Source organism: Neorhizobium sp. JUb45, from assembly GCF_004343585.1.
GTDB lineage: Bacteria > Pseudomonadota > Alphaproteobacteria > Rhizobiales > Rhizobiaceae > Neorhizobium.
Window position 1 is genome coordinate 343626 of the sequence record NZ_SLYW01000004.1, and the last position, 20766, is coordinate 364391.

A 20766-nucleotide genomic window follows, 5' to 3' on the forward strand; every position below is an offset into this window, starting at 1 on the left:
GTGCGGGCCTTTTAACGCATGTTTTTGACGGTGAAAACAATTCCTGCGCAGATTTAGCAATCTGCCATATTGACATCGCGGCTCATTGGCCAACCTTTGCGGGATAGGGACATAAAGGGGATGCAAGCATGGCGGGTGAAGACCTCGCGGGGATGATTTCGCGCGTAAGCCTTGGCGACAGGGCCGCGTTTTCGGCGCTTTATAGTGCAACCTCGCCGAAACTTTTCTCCGTCTGCCTTCGTATTCTCAAGGACAGGACCGATGCCGAAGATGCCCTCCAGGAAATCTTCGTCAAGATCTGGCACCGTGCAGACCGTTTTGCTGCAAGTGGCATAAACCCGCTTGGCTGGCTGATGGCGATTGCCCGTAACCACTCGATCGACCTGTTGCGGGCGCGCCGACCGGTGGCCAGCAATATCGATGAAGAGGGATGGGACATCGCCGATAGCGGTGCCGATCCTGAACAGGCTGCCGTGCTGAAAGGCGAGGGCAAGCGCATTGACACGTGCATGGAAGAGTTGGAATCTGACCGCGCAGGCGCCGTTCGAAGCGCCTATGTGGAGGGTTTGAGTTATCAGGAACTGGCAGACCGCCACGCCGTGCCGCTCAACACGATGCGCACCTGGCTGCGGCGGAGCCTATTGAAGCTGAGAGAGTGCTTGGACAGATGACCACACCGGACCAGAGCGAAGGTGATAGAGCCCGCGACCAGGTGATTGCCGGGGAATATGTGCTCGGCGTGCTGTCGCTCGAAGAGCGCCGCAATGTCGAGGCCCGCATGGCGCGTGACATGGCCTTTGCCGCCATGGTCGGGCGCTGGTCGGAAAACCTGTCGAGCTTCAACGACGAATATGAGCTGACCACGCCGCGCGCCGGTGTCTATCCTCGGATCGAGGCACGGCTTTTCCCGGCGTCTGCAAAGTCAGGTTTTGCCGGTGTCTGGAGTTCGGTGACCTTGTGGCGTTCGCTGACGGCGCTTTCGATCATACTGCTCGCCGGCACGGTCATCTGGCAAAACCAGCCGTTCGGAAAGCCCGCACCCGGCCAGCCGCTGGTGGCGCAGATGTCGGGCGAGGGTAATGCCATCAGCCTCGTCGCCAGCTATCGGGCCGATAGCGGTCGCCTGTCGGTAACACCGGTCGCGGCCGGACCAAGCGACCAGAAATCGCTCGAACTGTGGATGATCTCCGGCAACGATCCGGCTGTGTCGCTCGGCGTTTTGCCGCAAAGCGGCGAGGGCGAGATCGAGATACCGGATGCCATGCGCAGCCGCATCGCTGCCGGCGTCACGCTTGCCGTCAGTCTCGAACCATATGGTGGTTCGCCGACCGGCACGGCAACCGGCCCGGTCATTGCGGCGGGCCAGACCCGCGCGCCATAAGGCCAACTTCTCGCATGAATGAACTTCGAAAAATCCGGCGCGCAATCGCCGGATTTTTTCTTTTATCTATCGCTCGGGTTGAAACTCTTTTCCGTCCACATCCGTCTCTTCTTATGTTCCGAGGATGAGGAACCAGCGCTCCGGCAGCCCGCCGAGACCGCCGGAACAATTGTGGAAGAGGACTCCTGAAATGTTGAAATCCGTTATTCGCGCGCTGGCGATCGTCGGCGTGGTGGCTGCTGCTGGCGTGGCGCAGGCCAAGAACCCGATGGTCGGCGGTGCCGCCATGTACGACAACAAGAACATCGTTGAAAACGCCGTGAACTCGAAGGATCACACCACATTGGTGGCAGCCGTGAAGGCGGCCGGTCTTGTCGATACCCTTTCAGGCAAGGGACCGTTCACGGTATTTGCGCCCACCAACGAAGCCTTCGCCAAGCTGCCGAAGGGCACGGTCGATACGCTGCTGAAGCCGGAAAACAAGGCACAGCTGACCAAGGTTCTGACCTGCCATGTGGTTGCCGCCAATGCCATGTCCACGGCCATCGAAAAGATGATCAAGGACGACAAGGGCACTCATGACGTCAAGACGGTCGGCGGCTGCGTGCTGAAGGCCAAGGAAACGATGGGCAAGATCACCCTGACCGATGAAAACGGCAATGTCGCAAATGTGACGATCGCCGACGTCAAGCAGTCGAACGGCGTCATTCACGTCATCGATGCGGTGCTTCTGCCGAAAATGTAAGTTCGGATGCGCATGGTCCGGCCGAAGATGAGTTCGATGTGAGCTCAGATGGCCGGGCCATCACTCTATGACGGCCGCTTCCGCCCCGAAGCCGGCCGTTCAGCCGGCCTGGCGGTGTCCCCCTGCCGTCCCCACAGCAATCCGTCAGGCCGGCTTCCCGACGGCAACACCGATGGCACGACGAAGATCGTCGATGCCCCCCGCCTTTTCCGATGAGGTCGCCAGCACTTCCGGGAAGGCCGCCGGCCGCTTGCGAATTTTTTCCGTCGTTTCCGCGAGCAGTTTAGCGACGCCGGGCGCCTTGATCTTGTCGGTCTTGGTCAGCACGACCTGATAGGACACAGCCGCCTTGTCGAGCAGGTCCAGCACTTCATCGTCGTTCTTCTTGATGCCGTGACGGCTGTCGATCAGCACGTAGACGCGCTTCAGCGTGGACCGGCCACGCAGATAATCGAAGACCAGCTTGGTCCAGTTGTCGACCAGTTCCTTCGGCGCCTGCGCATAACCGTAACCGGGCATGTCGACGATCGCCATCGGCGGCAGGTCGCCCGCCTGGCCGGAAAAACCATCGGGAACGAAATAGTTGAGTTCCTGCGTGCGGCCTGGCGTGTTCGATGTGCGCGCCAGTCCCTTCTTGGCCACCAGCGCATTGATCAGCGACGACTTGCCGACATTGGAGCGGCCGGCAAAGGCCACTTCCAGCGGGCCTTCCGGCGGCAGGAAATCCATCGAAGGCACGCCACGGATGAAGATCCAGGGGCGGCCGAACAGTGGCTTGGCGTCCATGTTTCCGTCAGTGGGCATTGGTGTTGGTGTCCTGTCTTTGATCCGAAGGCTCGGGCTTCGTGGTTTTGGGCCGCAATGTCAAGCTTTGCGGGTTAAGGGCAGCCGGCAACGCCCAAAGAAAAACCCCGCCGAAGCAGGGTTTCTCATGCTTATTTCTTGTCTTCGGCGGGCTTTTCCGCCGGTGGCTTTTTCTTGAACATGCTCGCCAGATTTCCGAACAGTTCGATCTTGGCGCCGTGGCGCTTCATGATGATCGCCTGCTGGGTGACCGAGAGCGTGTTGTTCCAGGCCCAGTAGATGACCAGACCGGCCGGGAAGCTTGCCAGCATGAAGGTGAAGACCAGCGGCATCCAGGTGAAGATCATCGCCTGGGTCGGATCCGGAGGCGTCGGGTTCATGCGCATCTGCACGAACATGGTGACACCCATGACCAGCGGCCATACACCGATCATCAGCGCATGCGGCACGTCGTAGGGCAAGAGGCCGAAGAGGTTGAACAGCGAGGTTGGGTCCGGCGCCGAAAGGTCCTGGATCCAGCCGAAGAACGGCGCATGGCGCATTTCGATGGTCACGTAGATGACCTTGTAGAGCGCGAAGAACACCGGGATCTGCAGAAGAACCGGCCAGCAACCCGCGATCGGGTTGATCTTTTCTTCCTTGTACAGCTCCATCATGCCCTTTTGCAGGGCCATGCGGTCGTCGCCATGCTTGGCCTTCAGCTCTTCCATCTTCGGCTGAACGCGCTTCATGTTGGCCATCGAAGCATACTGCTTGCTGGCCAGCGGGAAGAAGATCGCCTTGACGACGATAGTGGTGAGCAGGATGGCGACACCAAAGTTGCCGACGTGACGGAAGAAGAAGTCCATCAGCTGGAACATCGGCTTGGTGAAGAACCAGAACCAGCCCCAGTCGATCATGCGGTCGAACAGCGGGATCGAGAACTGGGTTTCATACTGCGAGATCAGCGGCACTTCCTTGGCGCCGGCGAAAAGCAGGTTCTTCAACTCGGTCGAGCCATTCGGCTGGATGGTGACATTGTCGGTCTTGAAGTCGGCCTGGTAACGCGGCTGACCATCGGTGAAGTGCGAATAACGCGACTCGTAGGCAACGGCCTGCGGCGGTACGAGAGCTGCTGCCCAGTACTTGTCGGTGATGCCGAGCCAGCCACCGGTCGCCTTCGGATGCGTGACGTTCTCTTTTTCGATGTTCGAATAGGTGTTTTCCGAAAGGCTGCCATCGGTGCCCGCGACGCCGAGGAAACCTTCATGGATAACCCAGACCGAAGGTGTTGCCGGCTTGTTGTAGCGGGTGACGCGGCCATAGGAGCCGATGTTGATGGCGGCAGCGGTCGGGTTGTCGATCTTGTCGTCAATCGTCAGCATGTAATGCTCGTCGACGGAGATCTTGCGGGTGAAAACCACGCCCTTGTCGTTGGTCCAGGTCAGGGTGACCGGGGTCTGCACAGTGACCTTTTCGCCGCTGGCGACGGTCCACTGGGTGCCGGGGCCCGGAACGCTGCCGGAATCGGCGCTACCGACAAAGCCGACTTCGCTGAAATAACCGTCCTTGGTGTCGGCCGGGGAGAACAGCGTGATGAGCGGGCTCGAGTCATCCACGGTCTCGTGGTACTCGCGCAGCTTCAAATCGTCGAAGCGCGCGCCGGTCAGGTTGATCGAGCCGGACAGTGCCGGTGTATCGATGACAACGCGCGGCGACTTGGCAAGCGATTCTTCACGTGTGGCCGTGGCCTGAGCCTGTGTTGCGCCCGGAAGGCCGGTGGTCGGCGAGGTCGCGCCCGGGCTTTCCGGGTTGATGGTCTGCTGCTGCGCCTGCTGGGCCTTGAGGGCCTCGTCGGCGCGCTGCTGGGCTTCCATGCGCGGGCCCATATAGAGGAACTGCCAGGCAAGGACGATCAGGACCGATAGTCCGATCGCGATGAAGTAATTACGGTTTTTTTCCATCATGCTTTCCTGGGGCGGAGTTCCTCGGATTGCCTTGTCTCGGGCGGCTCTCGATGCGCTGGGAAAGCGCGGCCTCCAAGTCGGCAAAATTCGCCGTCAGCACTTCGCGTCGGGCGACAATGACATAATCGTGTCCGTCTTTCATTGCAATTGCGGCACTGTGCCCGACGGCTGCCTTGAGCCGTCTGCGCATGCGGTTTCTCTCAACCGCGTTGCCATGCTTCTTGGTGACGGTGAACCCGACGCGGGCACCGGTATCCGGTTCCTGGCGGTCGAGAACTTCCAGAAGGAAGAATTTGCCCTTGCGGCGTTCTCCTTCCCGGACACGCAGAAACTGCGGACGGCTTTTCAGCCGCCCGACAGCGTTTTTCGGAGGTTTGTCGTCTTTGGTCGCCCGGTTTGTCATCGGGCAGCCGGCCTTAGGCCGAAAGACGCTTGCGGCCGCGTGCGCGGCGAGCAGCCAGAACCTTCTGGCCACCATTGGTTGCCATGCGCGAGCGGAAACCGTGACGACGCTTGCGAACAAGCTTGGACGGCTGGTAGGTACGCTTCATTTTTTTAATACCGCGGTGTGCGGCCCTTCTTGGGTTTGCTTCAAAGAGCAAGAGCGTTGCGAAAGAAACGTTCCGGCACAGGCCTGCGATGACGCGGGACCGGGTGGCCGGACGTTGGCGGGCTTATAAGGGCAGTAGCGCGCGAAAGTCAATCACCGAAGGCTTTAAAGCGCCATTGGGCGCCGCCGGATCGTTTGCTGCGATGCGGCGATTTTCAGCATTTGCGTTGTGCGCTGCAATAAATACTTCCGCTGGTTGAGTTTATGATCAAAGTATATCCTGGGATGTATTTGATTTAAAAGAATATATCTGTCCGAATTATTTATTGTCGAAAGTTTTTATTAAAATGCAAATGATAGTTCTGCCGGATCAGGTCCGGTTTTCCCAGTTTTGTTCTGCGTAGCGCCGTGTCCGTCGTACCTTGTGGGGGAGGTTTCATGAAAATCCGTGGCAGAATTAATTTACTCGTAGGCCTGATGAGCCTGGTCGCCTTTGCGATCGGCGGCCTGTCGTTGTTCACCATCCTTGAGTATCAGGAACGCGTCGATATCTCCGAGGCGGCTTCGGATCGTGTTTATAACGGCGAGCACCTGAACCGTATTGTTACGGCTGTCGTCATGGAGGCACGCGGTATCTACGCTGCAGACACCACCGCCAGCGCCGAGCCTTTTGCGAAAGGCGTTCTGGCCAACCTCGATGAAATGTCCAAGGTGATCGCAGACTGGCAGTTGCTTGTTCCTGCCGCACAGCGGGCTGATTTCGATGTGATCTCCGCCCAGTCTCGTGCCTTTATTCAGTTCCGTTCCGAAACCGTCCGGCTGGTGCGTGAACAGGGACCTGAAGCCGCTGCAATACAGGGAAATAACGAAGCCAATCGTGCAAATCGCAAGGCGTTTCAGGCCAGCATCGACAAGGTCGTCGCCGCGGATCAGGCGGAACTGGTGTCGATTGGCGAAGGGCTGCATGTCTTCAGCAAGACCGTTCTCCTGCTGGTATCTGCCGTCACCGTTTTCGGCGTCCTGATCGGTGCAGCATTCGGCCTGATCACCGGCCGTCGCCATCTCAGCAATCCGATCGTCGAGCTGACCGGCGCGATGACGCGTATCGCCGGTGGCGATTTCGGCACGCAGGTACCGTCGACCGGCCGCAAGGACGAGATCGGCGACATGGCAGCCGCTGTCGAAGTGTTCAAGCGCAATGGTCTCGAAGTGTCGCGCATGAATGCCAGCGAAGCCGATCTGCGCGGCAAGAACGAAGAATTCCGTCGCCGCATGGCCGAAGTGGTGACCGCCGCTGTCGGTGGTGATTTCACCCGCCGCATCAACCATTCCTTCGGCGAACCGGGCCTTGATACTTTTGGCCGCGATGTCGATCAGCTTGTCGGCAGTGTCGATACGGGCGTGTCCGAAGTCCGCCGTGTCGTCGCCAGCTTGGCGGAAGGTGATCTGACGCAATCCATGCGCGGCGAGTTCCGTGGTGCCTTTGCGGAACTGCAGCAGAATGTCGAAGGCGCCATGGGCAACCTGCGCACCACGATGAAGGACGTGCGCGGCGCAACCACCTCGATCAACGACAATTCCAACGAATTGCGTTCGGCAACCGACGACCTTTCCAAGCGCACCGAACAGCAGGCTGCGGCGCTTGAGGAAACCTCGGCGGCACTCGACCAGATCATGGCCGTGGTGCGTAATTCCGCCGATCGTGCCCAGGAAGCCAGCACGATGGTGACGGAAGCCAAGCACAGCGCTGCCCAGTCGGGCACGGTGGTGCGCAGTGCCGTCGATGCCATGGGCCGGATCGAACAGGCCTCGCGTGAAATCAGCCAGATCATCAATGTCATCGACGAGATCGCTTTCCAGACCAACCTTCTGGCACTGAATGCCGGAGTCGAGGCGGCACGCGCCGGTGAGGCGGGCAAGGGCTTTGCAGTCGTGGCGCAGGAAGTGCGCGAGCTTGCCCAGCGCTCCGCCAATGCCGCCAAAGACATCAAGGGGCTGATCACCAAGTCCGGTCAGGAAGTGTCGAGCGGTGTCACGCTGGTGCAGAAGACCGGTGAAGCGCTGACCGAGATCGAAAGTCGCGTTCACAGCATCAACGACCATATCCATTCGATTGCAACGGCTGCCCGCGAACAGGCCACCGGCCTTGCCGAGGTCAATACCGCCGTCAACCAGATGGATCAGGTGACGCAGAAGAACGCCGCCATGGTGGAGGAAACCTCGGCCGCCACGCACAAGCTGTCGTCGGAAGCCAACCATCTGTTCGGTCTGGTGTCCCGGTTTGACATCGGCGCGGGCGCCGGTTCAGGCAATGTCGCGGCACCACGTATTGCCGCCGCCGGCAATGTTCGCGCCGTTGCTGCGGATACCCGGCCGTCTGCGCATGTTTCTCCGGCCCGCCGCATGGTTGGCACGCTCGCCCGTGCCTTTGGTGGCGCAGGTGCCGCAGCAGCAGTCTCCGCCCCATCCGGCGATAGCTGGGAAGAGTTCTGATCGCCTGACAACGTCGACTTACCGATGCAACAAAACAACGGCGGCCGCCAAAACGGCCGCCGTCTTCGTTCTGCGCAGTCTCTCTTGGCAAAGGATTGGAAAAATCCCCATCTCCCGCTAATATGAAGTCTCGTCGGCGCAATGATTTTCGCCGGTATGCATGCCATGGAGAAACGCATGACAGACGATGCGGCGCTTATGCCTCGGGAAGCCGAGACGCGCCCAGCGGCCGATTTTCCGCTGGAGCCGATGCCGCGCGTTTTTGGTGGCCTGTCGGGGCGCCTTCTCTGGCTCACCGTGATTTTTGTCATGCTGGCCGAAATCCTGATCTTTGTGCCGACCGTTGCCAACATGCGCGATGGCTGGTTGCGGGATCGTCTGGATACGGCCGCTGCCGCCGGCATCGTCATCGATGGTCTCCAACCGGCAGAACTGCCGCGTGCCGTTCAGGATGATACGCTGCTTGCCACCGGCACCAAGGTCATCGCGCTGCGCAAGGATGGCACCTCGCGGCTTCTGGCCGCCATGGATATGCCGCCGCAGGTCGATGAACAGATCGATCTTGCCGCGCAGACGCCGCTGACGTCGATGCGTGATTCTCTCGAAACGCTGGTATTCGGCGGCAATCGCATCATGCGCGTTTACGGGCCGATCGGCGAAAGCGACATGATCATCGAGCTGGTGATGAGCGACAAAGCCCTGCACAAGGCCATGCTCAGCTTCTCCCGAGACATGTTCATCCTGTCCTTGATGATCTCGCTGATCACCGCCTTCATGATCTATGTCGCCATCAACCGCATGATGATCAAACCGATCCGCCGCTTGACGCGCGGCATGCAGATCTTTTCCGAGCACCCTGAAGATCCCGGCCGGCTGTTCAGTCCGGCCAAGGAAAAGGGTGAGCTGGCCGTCGCCGGCCGCCACCTGACGGCCATGCAGGTGGAGCTGCAGCGAACGCTGAAACAGCAGAAGAACCTTGCAGACCTCGGCCTCGCCGTCTCCAAGATCAACCACGACATGCGCAACATCCTCGCCTCCGCACAGCTGATGTCGGACAGGCTGGTGGATGTCGATGATCCGATGGTGCGCAGCTTTGCGCCAAAACTGTTGCGCACGATCGACCGCGCCGTCGAATATTCCACCGAGGTGCTGGCTTACGGGCAGGCCCGCGAGGCGGCACCAAAACGTCGGCGCATCCGTCTTGGTAGTCTCTGCCAGGAGGTGCGGGACATGCTGGCGCTCGATCCCGATGGCGAGATCGAATATCTGGACCAGATTCCCACAGACCTGGAAGTCGACGCCGATAGCGAGCAGCTGTTTCGCGTCATCCACAATCTGTGCCGCAACGCCGTGCAGGCGCTCGCACAGGCAGATGTCGTTGATCCGCTCGTCGGCCGTCGTGTCAGCGTCACGGCGCAGCGACTGGGCAGCGTCGTCGGCATCACCATCGATGACACCGGGCCGGGCATGCCGCGCAAGGCGCGCGAAAACCTTTTTTCCGCATTTCGTGGTTCGGCCCGCTCCGGTGGCACGGGCTTGGGTCTCGTCATTGCCCGCGAACTGGTTCTCGCCCATGGCGGCACGATCGGTCTGGTGGAAAAACCGGGACCGGGAACACAGTTCCGCATCGAGATTCCGGATCGTCCTGTTTCCTTCGAAGACTATCGGGCTCGGGCCTGATACGTTTTTCGCAATGAATTCAATGGTGCGTACGACTTATGTCGGTAAAATGACAAATCGGGCGGGAAAATCGCTTGCATTCGTTTCCGGGACGTTTTAGAGGATCGCCACGCCAGCGGAACACGCCGCTGACGAGGCGGGACACACCGCCGACAGACGCACCCGTAGCTCAGCTGGATAGAGCACCAGACTACGAATCTGGGGGTCAGGAGTTCGAATCTCTTCGGGTGCGCCATTTCTCTTTCCTTTGAAACAGCACAATAACACTGACAAAGCCGACCGCATTTATGCGTGGCATTGCAGGCTTGTTTCTCAAGTCTGCCGCCATATCTTGCCGGCGGCATAACCGAGCGCCAATGTCATCACTGCGACTGCTATGCCCGCGCTGATCACGCCCGCTGGCGTGATTCGGGCGCTGGCCTGCATGGTGATGTGTTTTCCGACCCGCATCTCGAAATCGGACCTGATCTCCTCGGGGTGAGGAAGAGGGGCGGGCAGAAGTGTTTCCTGAACCAATGACATTACGACGCTCCCGTTCGAATGTGGCGCGTTTCCGCGATAGCTGGCTGGATGGCCAAGCCTACATCATCGCAAGCGCTTTGGGGATGGCGGACGAGACTTGATCGAAGTCAAGGAATTGTCCGCAAGGCCGGCCTAATTTTCGGGCAAACAGGAGCCCTTCATGCACCCGGATCTCGTCGCCCGTTACGCTGCACCCGTCCCCCGCTACACCAGCTATCCGACCGCCCCGCATTTCCACGCCGGCGTCGGCCCGGACGATTATGTGGCATGGCTTGGTGAGCATGATGGTCCGCTCTCGCTTTACCTGCACGTGCCCTTCTGTGACCGCCTCTGTTGGTACTGTGGCTGCCACACCAAGCAGGTTAAGCGCTATGATCCGCTGGCAACCTATCTCGATGCCCTGCTGCTGGAAGTCGGCCTCGTCGCGGCTGCCTTGAGGAACCGCCGAAAGGTGATCGCCATCCATTTCGGTGGCGGCTCCCCCACCATGATCGCGCCGAAGGATCTGCTGCGGCTGCGGCAGGCGCTCGACAACCATTTCGATATCGCAGAAAACTGCGAGATCAGCGTCGAGATCGACCCCGGTTTCGTCGATGAGGAAAAGCTCACCGCCTGGCGCGATTTCGGCGTCACCCGTGCCAGCATCGGCGTGCAGGATTTCGATGAGGCCGTGCAGAAGGCCATCAACCGTCCGCAGAGTTTTGAGCAGACCGCCTTCGTGGTGCAAACGCTGCGCAAGCTCGGTATCAATGGCGTCAATCTCGATATCGTCTACGGCCTGCCGCATCAGACCATGGAAAGCGTGGCACGCACGATCGAGCTTTCGCTTGCCATGCAGCCGGATCGGTTTGCCATTTTTGGCTATGCGCATGTGCCGTGGATGAAAAAACACCAGACGCTGATCGATGAGCAGGCTCTGCCCGGCATTCAGGATCGGTTCGCCATGGCAGGCCTTGTGGCCGAACGGCTCGAGGCGGCGGGTTACCTCGCCATCGGTATCGACCACTTTGCCAGGCCCGGAGACAGCCTTGCCACAGCCCTTGAGGCAGGCGAGGTGCATCGCAATTTCCAGGGTTATACCACCGATGCCGCCCCCGGCCTTGTCGGCCTCGGCGCATCCTCCATCGGCAAGGTCGGCCGGGGTTATGTGCAGAACATCGTGGCGACCGGTGAATATATGCGCACCGTCAGGCAAGGCCGTCTGCCTGTTCTGCGCGGCAAGGAGCTGACGGATATCGATCGTGTCGTCGGCGCCGCCATCGAGGACCTGATGTGCAATTACGCGTTTTCCGTCAGCGATCTGGAACGGCGCTTCGGTTCGGCCGCGGCGGTGCTGCGGCCGGAAGCGGCGCAGATCCACCAGCAGGATGGTGACGGCATGACGGCATTCGATGGCGACGTGTTTTCCGTCACCCCGCAGGGCCGCACGTTTGTGCGCACCATTGCCTCACGCTTCGACCGCTACTTTGGTCAGGGCGCGGCCCGCCACTCGGTTGCAGTCTGAACGTCAGGCGGTCTCGGCCTTGCGGCCCCAGGCGATGAAGGAGGGGTTGGCAAAGTCGCTGTCATGGCTCTGGTTGCGTTTGCCGTAGAGGAGCGGTTTGCCATCCAGTCCAAGCGTCCTGCCGCCGGCGGCGCGTAAAATCGCGTCGCCGGCGGCGGTGTCCCATTCCATCGTGCGGGTGAAGCGCGGATAGACGTCGGCGCCGCCCTCGGCGAGCATGCAGAATTTCAGCGATGAGCCGATACTGCGACAGTCTTTCACCGCATGTTCGGCCACGAATGCATGCGTCTTTGCATCGCAATGCGAACGGCTGATCAGTCCCACCGGTGGTGTCACCACGGTGCGGCTGGCAATCGGCACGCGGATCGTCACCTTGCCCTCGTCGGATACCGCCATTTTCCACGCCGTGTCACCCTCTCCGGCATAGGCAACGCCGAGCGCCGGTGCATAAACGATGCCGGCCACCGGCACGCCATGGTCGATCAGGGCGATGTTGACGGTGAAATCACTGTTGCGGGCAATGAATTCCTTGGTGCCATCCAGCGGATCGACCAGAAAGAAACGGCTGTCTATATCCGGCACATGGCCGGCGGCGACAGCTTCCTCGGCAATCACCGGAATATCGGGAAATGCTTCGGTCAGCGCCGAGACGATGATCTCCTCGGCGATCTCGTCAGCCTGCGTTACCGGGCTCGCATCCGCCTTCAGCGACACGTCCATGCCGTTGCGGTAGACATCGAGAATAGCGGCACCCGCAGTCAGGGCGGCTTTTCCGAATATGGCGAGCATCCGACGCTTTTTCCTCGATTTGGTTGGGCGGCCCGGTCTAGAACTATCCGCACTACTGCACCCGATTTGCGATGCAGACAACGGCAAAATACACCTGCTCATATAAGGAAGACGTAAATGAGGTGGAAGCGCACGATCCAGTTGCTGGACGTCCACTGTGAAGGCGAGATCGGCCGCGTGGCGATCGGCGGCGTGCCAAAGATCCCGGGCGACACCACGGCCGCCAAGCTGGCATGGCTCAACAGCGATCCAAAAGGCCAGGAATTGCGCCGGTTTCTCTGCCTCGAGCCGCGCGGCATGCCACTCGGGTCCGTCAATCTTCTTCTGCCGCCGACCGATCCTGCCGCCGATGCCGCCTTCGTCATTCTGCAGCCGGATCAGGCGCATGCCAGCTCGGGTTCGAACTCGATCTGCGTGACGACGGCTCTTCTCGAATCCGGCATCGTCGAAATGCAGGAACCGGAAACCATCGTGACGCTGGAAACCGCAGCCGGCCTCGTGCGCGCCATCGCCACCTGCCGGGATGGACGCTGCGAAAAGGTCAAGCTGACCATGGTGCCGTCCTTCGTGCACGCGCTCGACCAGAAACTGTCGACGCCGGAATGGGGCGAGATCAGCCTCGATGTCTGTTATGGCGGCATTTTTTATGCGCTGGTGGATGTCGGCCAGATCGGGCTGACGATCGACAAGGGCAATGCCGCAGCACTGGTCAGCGCCGGCATGGTCATCAAGCAGCTTGCCAACGCGGAATTTTCCGTCGTGCATCCGGAAATCCCCGCCATTTCCGGCATTGCCTATGTGATGTTCAGGGACGTCGATGCGGATGGCGCGGTGCGCACCTGTACCACAATGTGGCCGGGCCGGGCGGATCGCTCACCCTGCGGCACCGGCAATTCCGCCAATCTCGCGGCCCTGCATGCACGCGGCAAGGTCAAGGTCGGGGATGTCTTCAAGTCGCGCTCGATCATCGGCTCGGAATTCGAGGTCGGCCTTGAGCGCGAAACCATGATTGCCGGCAGACCCGCCATCGTGCCGACCATCACCGGCAGGGGTTTTACCTTTGGTCTGCATCAGGTGGCGATCGATCCGTTCGATCCGTTTGCCAGCGGTTTCGCAATGACCGACGTCTGGGGACCGTCTGCCGGCGATATTCTGGACGCCTGAAACAAAGAAGCCCGGACCGGCTGGTGCCGATCCGGGCTCTTGAAAGCGCTTGGACCCGGGATGGAGCGGGCCGCGCCTCCCAGGGGTCTTTTCAGATATCCTTCGGCTTGGCACCAAACGGCTCGACATCGCCCTGCTTCAGCACCAGTGTGCTGACGCTTTCGGCCAGTTCGTCCTGCTGCGGGGCAGGCGGGGTCACGCCGTGATCTTCAAGCTGGGCAAGCTTGTAGGCGCCGAACACATCACCCTTGTCGGCAGCGGCACGAAACATCTCGGCGGCGCGTTCCGGGTTGGCGGCAATGCCTTCGCCGTTTTCGTACATCAGGCCAAGATTGATCATGGCATCGGTGCTGCCGCGCTGGGCTGCAAGATCATACCATGCAATCGCAGTCTGATTGTCTTCCGGAACCAGTGTGCCTTCATCATAGATGGCGCCGATGTTGAAGGCTGCCGTATCGTCACCGCCAACGGCAGCTTCTTCGAACCAGTGCAGCGCCTGCTGGCCATTGGCGTCTGTGCCAAGACCGTCGCGATAGGCCACGCCGAGGTTATACTGGGCGAGCACGTTGCCGCTCGCAGCGGCTTCGCTGTAGAGGTTGAACTCGGCCTTTACGTCGCCGAGGCGACCCATCAGCATACCAAAGTTGACCTTCGCGGCGGAATAGCCACCCTTTACGGCGGCCTCGTATGCAGACATCGCCTCATCCGGTTCCTGAACCTTGTTGAGCGCACGACCGAGCTGGAATGCGAAGCGCGGATTGCCGGTCGCCTCGAAGGCGGTGCGGCACACGCCGACAGCCTGCGCATCGATATTGTCGGCATCGACAGGAGCGAACGTGCCGTTGCGATCCTTGTCATAGGCGCTACCGGCCATACGATCGCAATCGCTCTGCAGGGCTGAGGTCTGTTCGATCTTGGCGCGCTGTTCGGCACTCAGGGAAACGGTCAGCATGCACAATGCGACAGCACTTCCTGTGGCCAGCAACATCATCCGATTGACTTTATTGGAACGGGAATTCATCCTCGCCTCCGGCTCATGATCACTTAAAGATTGATGAACGAACGCCGCAATTGGGTGTCGGTTCCGTATGGCTGCGCTGATTTCACTGGACTTGCCGGATGGAAACGGCGTGAAATTGGCCGAAAATGCCATCTAGTGATCTGAAATGGCTCCACTTTCCCGATAGTCGCGAATTTTAATCACGCTTTGGTGCGCAGTTGTTTTGACCGACCTTTCGATGGTAAGGCGAAAGCTCTCATCCACGAAAAAGGCCTGTTTCATGACCCGTATCAGCATCCGTCGCCCCGATGATTGGCACCTGCATCTGCGTGATGGCGACATGTTGAAGGGTGTGATCGGCGACTCGAGCCGGCATTTTGCCCGCGCCATCATCATGCCGAACCTGGTGCCGCCGGTGGTGACCACGAAGGATGCCGAGGCCTATCGCGACCGCATCGTGGCAGCTCTGCCGGAAGGCGATCGTTTCGAGCCGTTGATGACGCTCTACCTCACCGAACACACCGACGCCGATGACGTCGAGGCGGGCAAGGCAAGCGGCCTCATCCATGCAGTAAAACTGTACCCGGCCGGTGCCACCACCAATTCCCATGGCGGCGTGCGCGATATGGACAAGGCCATGCCTGTGCTGGAGCGCATGGCCAAGATCGGCCTGCCGCTGTGTGTGCATGGCGAAGTCACGACGCCCGAAGTCGACATTTTTGACCGCGAGGCGGTATTCATCGAAACCGTGCTCGATCCGCTGCGCAAGCGACTGCCGGAACTGAAGATCACCATGGAGCACGTCACCACGTCCAACGGTATCGACTACATCAAGTCGGCACCGGAAAACCTCGCGGGTTCGATCACCACGCATCATCTGATCATCAACCGCAACGCCATCCTGGTCGGCGGCATCCGCCCGCATTATTACTGCCTGCCGGTCGCCAAGCGCGAAAGCCATCGCCTTGCCCTGCGCGCCGCCGCGACCTCCGGCGACAGCCGGTTCTTCCTCGGCACGGACTCCGCACCGCATGTCGATCCGCTCAAGGAGTGCGGCTGTGGCTGCGCCGGCATCTACACTTCGATCAACACGATGAGCTGCCTTGCGCACGTGTTCGAGGACGATGCCGCGCTCGACAAGCTGGAAGCATTTGCGTCGCTCAATGGTCCGGCATGGTATGGCCTGGCGCCGAACGAAGACCGCATCACGCTGGAAAAGCAGGCCGAGCCGGTGACCTTCCCCGCCAAGATCGAAACCGGTGCGGGACCGGTCACCGTGTTCGACCCGATGTTCCCGCTACACTGGGCGGTTGTATAAATAGGGTAAAAATCCCCCCAGTAATGGTCGAAAAAGCACGGTATTTTAGCAATGCCGGTAATGTTTTGATCATGAATCAGGTCCTAGACTATTTCCCAACGTGAGGGCGGATCTTCGCCTTGGGGAATGGCGGGACATGATGCTCGTCGGGGACACGGCGAGGCATGATGCTCGATTACAATTCACTTCTTCTGGCGCTGGGATTCTCGGCGATCTGCCTGCTTGTGGCGCTGTTCGCCACCTGGGCATCGCGCCGCAGCGATAGCTTCATGCTCACCTGGGTGGTCAGCCTGGCGCTGATCATTGTCGGCATATTCAGCTACAGCGCCTATACGCTGCAGGCTGGGCTGGTCATCGGAGCCATCTCATATTTCTTCATCATGGCGGGGTTTTCCGTCATGTTTGCCGCCGGTTGCCAGTTCCGTACGGGCCGCTCGCCGCTGCGCGTTTCTATGGTTGCGGGATCCATCGTCATGGTGCTCGGGCTGCCGGCAATGCTGATGGGGTATGACGGCATTTCCATCATCATGATGAATGTTACGACGGCGATCCTGCTGACGGCGACCGCCCGCGAATACTGGCTTGTGCGCCACGAGGCGCCGGGCCCGCTGATCGGCATGGCGTCGCTCTATGCCACGGCAGGCGTATCGTTTGCGCTCTGTGCTTGCGTTCTCATTCGTGACCAGCAATGGGTGATCGGCCATGCGCCGCAGAACTGGGCGGAAAAACTCAATATCGCCATCTGCATTGCCAGCATGACCGGCGTCGGTGCCTTCTCGCTGGCACTGCACCAATGGCGTCTTGCCGCTTTCCATCGCCGTGAAGCGATGACCGACCCGTTGACCGGCCTTCTCAATCGACGTGCCGTGTTCGAAAAATTCGGTGCGGTCGATCTCGATCAGTCCACCGCCGTCATCGTCTTCGACATCGATCGCTTCAAGTCGATCAACGACCAGCACGGCCATGCCGCCGGCGATATCGTCATCCGCGCCTTCGCGCAGGAGATGAAGGTGAAGGCGGAAAAGGATTCCGTCGCCCGCCTTGGCGGTGAGGAATTCGTGGTCGTTATCAAGAACGTGCTGCCGGGACGCGCCGAACGCATTGCCGAACGTATCCGCCGCGGTTTCGCCGAACGGATGATCGATATCGGCGGAAAGACGGTCTCCTGCACCGCCAGCGCCGGCATCGCTTTCGGCACCAAGGAAGGCCGCAATTTCGATACGGTTCTCAATCTGGCTGATGGCGCGCTTTATGAAGCCAAGCGGGCAGGCCGCAATCGCATTGCGGTGGCCGGGTTCCTGCACGCCGTCGATCTCGACGAGGCGCGGACCACCGCCTGAAAACAGCAGTTTGTTTATAACCTAGGGCCGCGATCCACTGGATGCGCGGCCTTCTTGCTGCTATGCCGCCGCAACGGATCTAAAGGAGCAACAGACATGCACACCACATTTACCGATCGCACGGTCATGGCCGAACTCATGGCAAAGATGCTGTGGGAAATCGGGGCGGTGCATTTCAATGCGGACAAGCACTACAAGTTCGCATCCGGCATGATGAGCCCGGTCTATATCGACTGCCGCAAGCTGCTCTCCTATCCGCGCGTTCGCTCCACCATCATGGATTTTGCCGTCGCCACGCTGCTGCGCGATGCCGGTTTCGAAAAGTTCGATTGCATCGCCGGTGGTGAAACGGCTGGTATCCCGTTCGCAGCCCTTCTGGCCGATCGCCTCGGCCTGCCGATGATTTATGTCCGCAAGCAGCCGAAGGGCCATGGCCGCAATGCGCAGATCGAAGGCAACATGCCGGAAGGCTCTCGCGTCCTCGTCATCGAGGACCTGACGACGGCCGGTGGTTCGATGTTCAAGTTCATCGACGCTATCCGCGCGGCCGGCGGTGTTGTCGATCACGGCATGGCGCTGTTCTATTACGGCATCTTCGATGAAGGCGCGTTGCGTTTTGCCGATGGCAAGGTGCAGTTCCACCACATCGCCACCTGGCGCAATGTTCTGGCCGTCGCGCGTGACCAGAAACTGTTTGATGAAAAGACGCTGTCGGAAGTCGAGGCATTTCTCGATGCGCCGCTGGCATGGTCTGCCCGCAACGGCGGCATCAGCGAGTTGCCGCGCTAAACGCGCATAATCAAAGCGAGCTTTTGCTCTGGTCAATTGTCAAAAGCTCGCTTATTCCTGTGCCAAACAGGTTATTCCTCGGGAGGGAAATCCATGATCTTGTGCTGCGGCGAAGCCCTTATCGACATGCTTCCGCGTGAATCGACGCTCGGCGAACCGGCGTTTGCGCCCTATGCCGGCGGTGCGGTGTTCAATACCGCGATCGCGCTTGGCCGTCTGGGTGTCGATACCGGCTTTTTCACCGGTCTCGCCGATGACATGATGGGCGACATCCTGCGTGACACGCTGCGCAGGAGCAATGTCGATTTCAGCTATTGCGCACTCGCATCGCGTCCCTCGACCATCGCCTTCGTGAAGCTCGTCGATGGCCACGCCACTTATGCCTTTTACGATGAAGGCACGGCTGGCCGCATGATTACCGAAGCCGATCTGCCGACGCTCGACGACGCATGCGAGGCCCTGCATTTCGGCGCCATCAGCCTGATCCCCGAACCCTGCGGCTCCACCTACGAGGCGCTGATGAAGCGCGAGGCAGCCACCCGCGTCATCTCGCTTGATCCCAACATCCGTCCGGGCTTCATCAAGGATAAGGCGGCGCATCTGGCCCGCATCAACCGCATGGCGGCAATGTCCGATATCGTCAAATTCTCCGATGAGGATCTGGCGTGGTTCGGCCTGGAAGGCGACGAGGACACGCTTGCCCGCCACTGGCTGCATCACGGCGCAAAGCTCGTCGTCGTCACGCGCGGTGCCGAAGGTGCGGTTGGTTACACGGCGGCTCACAAGGTCACGGTACCAAGCGAACGCGTGACCGTTGTCGATACGGTCGGCGCCGGCGACACGTTCGATGCCGGTATTCTCGCTTCGCTGAAGATGCAGAACCTGCTGACCAAAACGCAGGTGGCAAGCCTGACGGAAGACCAGATCGCGAGCGCGCTGGCACTGGGTGCCAAGGCTGCGGCCGTCACGGTATCGCGGGCAGGAGCCAATCCGCCGTTTGCTGAAGAGATCGGGCTGTAAGCCTCAAAAATTGAGACAATAAAAAAGGCTCCACCGATTTTTATCGGCGGAGCCTTTTTTACAATTCGATTTGCGAGCTTACTTCTTCAGCCCCGCCAGCGTCTTCACCAATCCTTGCGTAGAGCTATCATGGCTCGCAGCGCTTTCCTTGCCTTCCACCACCGGCAGCAGGCCGGTCGCCAGTTCCTTGCCAAGCTCGACGCCCCACTGGTCGAACGAGTTGATGCGGAACAGCACGCCTTCCACGAACACGCGGTGCTCGTAAAGCGCCACCAGACGGCCAAAGGCAAACGGCGTCAGCTTGTCATAGACGAAGGTGATCGACGGGCGGTTGCCGGTGAAGACGCGATGCGGCGCGATGAAATCGGCCTTGTTGTCGTCCATGCCCTTGTCGGTCAGCTGCTTCTTGGCTTCCTCAAATGTACGGCCCTTCATCAGCGCTTCCGACTGCGCCAGCACGTTGGCGATCAGGAGATCATGCTGATGGCGCAGTTCCGGCTCAAAGCTGTTGGCGGCGATCATGAACTCGGCCGGGATGATGCTCGTGCCCTGGTGGATCAACTGGTAGAACGCGTGCTGGCCATTGGTGCCGGGTTCACCCCAGACGACCGGGCCGGATTCTCCCTCGACCGGCGTGCCGTCGATGGTGACGCCCTTGCCGTTGGATTCCATGTCCAGCTGCTGCAGATAGGCCGGGAAACGCGACAGGCGCTGGTCATAGGGCAGGATGGCGCGGGTCGGGTAACCCAGCGCGTTGCGGTGGTAATAACCGATCAGGCCGAGCAGCATCGGCAGGTTCTTTTCCGTCGGCGCGGTGCGGAAATGCGTGTCCATCGCATGCGCGCCGTCGAGGAAGTGGCCAAAGTTTTCCGGGCCGATGGCGAGCATCAGCGGCAGGCCGATGGCCGACCAGATGGAATAACGGCCGCCAACCCAGTCCCAGAAACCGAAGACGCGGTCCTGATCGATGCCGAAGGCGGCGACCTTGTCGAGCGCGGTGGAAACTGCGCAGAAATGGTGCTGCACGGCAGCGTCACCCAGCGCATCGGCCACGAACTTGCGCGCCGTCTGGGCATTGGTCATCGTTTCGATGGTGGTGAATGTCTTGGAGGCGACGATGAACAGCGTCGTTTCCGGCTGCACGAGCTTCAGCGTATCGGCGATATGGGCGCCATCGATATTGGAGACGAAATGCGCGCGCGGGCCGTCATGGAAGGGCGCAAGCGCAAGCGTCGCCATGACCGGGCCGAGGTCGGAACCGCCGATGCCGATATTGACCACATCGGTGATTGCCTTGCCGGTGGCGCCCTTCAGCGAACCGGAACGGATGCCCTCGGCAAATTTTCCCATAGCGGCCAGCACGGCGTTGACGTCAGGCATGACATCCTTGCCATCCACCAGAACCGGATTGTTGGAGCGGTTGCGAAGTGCGGTGTGAAGAACGGCGCGGTCCTCGGTAAAATTGATGGCGACGCCGGAGAACATCTCTTCGCGCTTCTCGGCCACGCCACCGGCCTCCGCCAGCTCGACCAGCAGCGCCAGGACTTCCGCATTCACCGCCGTCTTGGAGAAATCCATGGTGAGATCATCGGCGGAAACGCTGAATGTCTCGAAACGCTGCGGATCGGCCGCGAAGGCTGCACGAATATCGGTGGCCTTGGTGGTGGCAGCGGTGGATTTCAGTTTTTCGACGATCGCCTGCATGGCTTGCTCCTGACGGT

19 protein-coding genes and 1 tRNA gene are annotated in these 20766 nt (G+C 60.2%); 12 read left to right on the forward strand and 8 right to left on the reverse strand.

Going from position 1 to position 20766, the window contains the following annotated elements; genetic code table 11:
• Positions 1–128: 128 nt before the first annotated feature.
• The 3 genes from EDF70_RS18510 (at position 129) to EDF70_RS18520 (ending at position 2126) form a co-directional block, all read left to right on the forward strand.
• Entirely contained in the window at positions 129–671 is a 543-nt protein-coding gene (locus EDF70_RS18510; RefSeq protein ID WP_132276556.1) for a sigma-70 family RNA polymerase sigma factor, read from the forward strand.
• Entirely contained in the window at positions 668–1381 is a 714-nt protein-coding gene (locus EDF70_RS18515; protein ID WP_132276558.1) for an anti-sigma factor, read from the forward strand. The genes EDF70_RS18510 and EDF70_RS18515 overlap by 4 nt, the downstream gene beginning before the upstream one ends.
• Positions 1382–1571: 190 nt before the next feature.
• On the forward strand, positions 1572–2126 hold the full coding sequence (locus EDF70_RS18520) for a fasciclin domain-containing protein (RefSeq protein ID WP_132276560.1): 555 nt from the start codon (positions 1572–1574) through the stop codon (positions 2124–2126).
• A gap of 144 nt (positions 2127–2270) precedes the next feature.
• On the opposite strand, the gene yihA is transcribed toward EDF70_RS18520, so the two are convergent.
• The 4 genes from yihA to rpmH form a co-directional block, all read right to left on the reverse strand.
• On the reverse strand, positions 2271–2930 hold the full coding sequence (gene yihA, locus EDF70_RS18525; RefSeq protein ID WP_132276562.1) for a ribosome biogenesis GTP-binding protein YihA/YsxC: 660 nt from the start codon (positions 2928–2930) through the stop codon (positions 2271–2273).
• Between the two features lie 131 nt (positions 2931–3061).
• Positions 3062–4873, reverse strand: coding sequence for a membrane protein insertase YidC (gene yidC / locus EDF70_RS18530; protein WP_132276564.1), 1812 nt, complete (start codon positions 4871–4873; stop codon positions 3062–3064).
• A complete protein-coding gene (rnpA, locus tag EDF70_RS18535) occupies positions 4857–5279 on the reverse strand; it encodes a ribonuclease P protein component (RefSeq protein ID WP_132276566.1) in 423 nt (140 codons plus the stop codon). The genes yidC and rnpA overlap by 17 nt, the downstream gene beginning before the upstream one ends.
• Positions 5280–5292: 13 nt before the next feature.
• Positions 5293–5427, reverse strand: coding sequence for a 50S ribosomal protein L34 (gene rpmH / locus EDF70_RS18540; protein ID WP_132276568.1), 135 nt, complete (start codon positions 5425–5427; stop codon positions 5293–5295).
• Between the two features lie 437 nt (positions 5428–5864).
• Here rpmH and EDF70_RS18545 point away from each other — a divergent pair, with 437 nt between their 5' ends.
• From EDF70_RS18545 to EDF70_RS18555, 3 genes are all read left to right on the forward strand, one after another.
• A complete protein-coding gene (locus EDF70_RS18545; RefSeq protein WP_132276570.1) occupies positions 5865–7919 on the forward strand; it encodes a methyl-accepting chemotaxis protein in 2055 nt (684 codons plus the stop codon).
• A 249-nt stretch (positions 7920–8168) separates the two neighbouring features.
• On the forward strand, positions 8169–9599 hold the full coding sequence (locus tag EDF70_RS18550; RefSeq protein WP_245519245.1) for a HAMP domain-containing sensor histidine kinase: 1431 nt from the start codon (positions 8169–8171) through the stop codon (positions 9597–9599).
• A 158-nt stretch (positions 9600–9757) separates the two neighbouring features.
• Positions 9758–9834 (forward strand) — tRNA-Arg (locus EDF70_RS18555).
• A 77-nt stretch (positions 9835–9911) separates the two neighbouring features.
• On the opposite strand, the gene EDF70_RS18560 is transcribed toward EDF70_RS18555, so the two are convergent.
• On the reverse strand, positions 9912–10121 hold the full coding sequence (locus EDF70_RS18560) for a hypothetical protein (protein WP_132276572.1): 210 nt from the start codon (positions 10119–10121) through the stop codon (positions 9912–9914).
• Between the two features lie 160 nt (positions 10122–10281).
• Here EDF70_RS18560 and hemN point away from each other — a divergent pair, with 160 nt between their 5' ends.
• Positions 10282–11625: an oxygen-independent coproporphyrinogen III oxidase gene (hemN, locus tag EDF70_RS18565; RefSeq protein ID WP_132276574.1), complete on the forward strand. Its 1344-nt coding sequence runs from the start codon at positions 10282–10284 to the stop codon at positions 11623–11625.
• Positions 11626–11628: 3 nt separating this feature from the next.
• Here hemN and cysQ read toward each other — a convergent pair whose 3' ends face one another.
• Complete coding sequence (gene cysQ / locus EDF70_RS18570; RefSeq protein ID WP_132276576.1) at positions 11629–12414, reverse strand: 3'(2'),5'-bisphosphate nucleotidase CysQ; 786 nt, start codon at positions 12412–12414, stop codon at positions 11629–11631.
• 117 nt (positions 12415–12531) lie between these two features.
• Here cysQ and EDF70_RS18575 point away from each other — a divergent pair, with 117 nt between their 5' ends.
• Positions 12532–13578, forward strand: coding sequence for a proline racemase family protein (locus EDF70_RS18575; RefSeq protein WP_132276578.1), 1047 nt, complete (start codon positions 12532–12534; stop codon positions 13576–13578).
• Between the two features lie 91 nt (positions 13579–13669).
• Here EDF70_RS18575 and EDF70_RS18580 read toward each other — a convergent pair whose 3' ends face one another.
• Positions 13670–14530, reverse strand: coding sequence for a tetratricopeptide repeat protein (locus EDF70_RS18580; protein WP_165932063.1), 861 nt, complete (start codon positions 14528–14530; stop codon positions 13670–13672).
• Positions 14531–14858: 328 nt separating this feature from the next.
• Between EDF70_RS18580 and pyrC the strand changes: the two genes are divergently transcribed.
• From pyrC to EDF70_RS18600, 4 genes are all read left to right on the forward strand, one after another.
• Entirely contained in the window at positions 14859–15896 is a 1038-nt protein-coding gene (gene pyrC, locus EDF70_RS18585; RefSeq protein ID WP_132276582.1) for a dihydroorotase, read from the forward strand.
• Positions 15897–16060: 164 nt separating this feature from the next.
• Positions 16061–17236: a GGDEF domain-containing protein gene (locus EDF70_RS18590; protein WP_132276584.1), complete on the forward strand. Its 1176-nt coding sequence runs from the start codon at positions 16061–16063 to the stop codon at positions 17234–17236.
• Between the two features lie 96 nt (positions 17237–17332).
• A complete protein-coding gene (locus EDF70_RS18595) occupies positions 17333–18025 on the forward strand; it encodes an orotate phosphoribosyltransferase (protein WP_132276586.1) in 693 nt (230 codons plus the stop codon).
• A gap of 93 nt (positions 18026–18118) precedes the next feature.
• On the forward strand, positions 18119–19045 hold the full coding sequence (locus EDF70_RS18600; RefSeq protein ID WP_132276588.1) for a carbohydrate kinase: 927 nt from the start codon (positions 18119–18121) through the stop codon (positions 19043–19045).
• 78 nt (positions 19046–19123) lie between these two features.
• Here the strand turns inward: EDF70_RS18600 and pgi are convergent, their stop codons facing one another.
• Positions 19124–20749, reverse strand: coding sequence for a glucose-6-phosphate isomerase (gene pgi, locus EDF70_RS18605; protein ID WP_132276590.1), 1626 nt, complete (start codon positions 20747–20749; stop codon positions 19124–19126).
• Between the last annotated feature and the right edge of the window lie 17 nt (positions 20750–20766).

Coding starts and splice junctions, on each gene's coding strand:
- EDF70_RS18510 (WP_132276556.1), top strand. CDS start 129: ATGGCGGGTGAAGACCTCGCGGGGATGATTTCGCGCGTAAGCCTTGGC.
- EDF70_RS18515 (WP_132276558.1), top strand. CDS start 668: ATGACCACACCGGACCAGAGCGAAGGTGATAGAGCCCGCGACCAGGTG.
- EDF70_RS18520 (WP_132276560.1), top strand. CDS start 1,572: ATGTTGAAATCCGTTATTCGCGCGCTGGCGATCGTCGGCGTGGTGGCT.
- yihA (WP_132276562.1), bottom strand. CDS start 2,930: ATGCCCACTGACGGAAACATGGACGCCAAGCCACTGTTCGGCCGCCCC.
- yidC (WP_132276564.1), bottom strand. CDS start 4,873: ATGGAAAAAAACCGTAATTACTTCATCGCGATCGGACTATCGGTCCTG.
- rnpA (WP_132276566.1), bottom strand. CDS start 5,279: ATGACAAACCGGGCGACCAAAGACGACAAACCTCCGAAAAACGCTGTC.
- rpmH (WP_132276568.1), bottom strand. CDS start 5,427: ATGAAGCGTACCTACCAGCCGTCCAAGCTTGTTCGCAAGCGTCGTCAC.
- EDF70_RS18545 (WP_132276570.1), top strand. CDS start 5,865: ATGAAAATCCGTGGCAGAATTAATTTACTCGTAGGCCTGATGAGCCTG.
- EDF70_RS18550 (WP_245519245.1), top strand. CDS start 8,169: ATGCCGCGCGTTTTTGGTGGCCTGTCGGGGCGCCTTCTCTGGCTCACC.
- EDF70_RS18560 (WP_132276572.1), bottom strand. CDS start 10,121: ATGTCATTGGTTCAGGAAACACTTCTGCCCGCCCCTCTTCCTCACCCC.
- hemN (WP_132276574.1), top strand. CDS start 10,282: ATGCACCCGGATCTCGTCGCCCGTTACGCTGCACCCGTCCCCCGCTAC.
- cysQ (WP_132276576.1), bottom strand. CDS start 12,414: ATGCTCGCCATATTCGGAAAAGCCGCCCTGACTGCGGGTGCCGCTATT.
- EDF70_RS18575 (WP_132276578.1), top strand. CDS start 12,532: ATGAGGTGGAAGCGCACGATCCAGTTGCTGGACGTCCACTGTGAAGGC.
- EDF70_RS18580 (WP_165932063.1), bottom strand. CDS start 14,530: ATGCTGACCGTTTCCCTGAGTGCCGAACAGCGCGCCAAGATCGAACAG.
- pyrC (WP_132276582.1), top strand. CDS start 14,859: ATGACCCGTATCAGCATCCGTCGCCCCGATGATTGGCACCTGCATCTG.
- EDF70_RS18590 (WP_132276584.1), top strand. CDS start 16,061: ATGATGCTCGATTACAATTCACTTCTTCTGGCGCTGGGATTCTCGGCG.
- EDF70_RS18595 (WP_132276586.1), top strand. CDS start 17,333: ATGCACACCACATTTACCGATCGCACGGTCATGGCCGAACTCATGGCA.
- EDF70_RS18600 (WP_132276588.1), top strand. CDS start 18,119: ATGATCTTGTGCTGCGGCGAAGCCCTTATCGACATGCTTCCGCGTGAA.
- pgi (WP_132276590.1), bottom strand. CDS start 20,749: ATGCAGGCGATCGTCGAAAAACTGAAATCCACCGCTGCCACCACCAAG.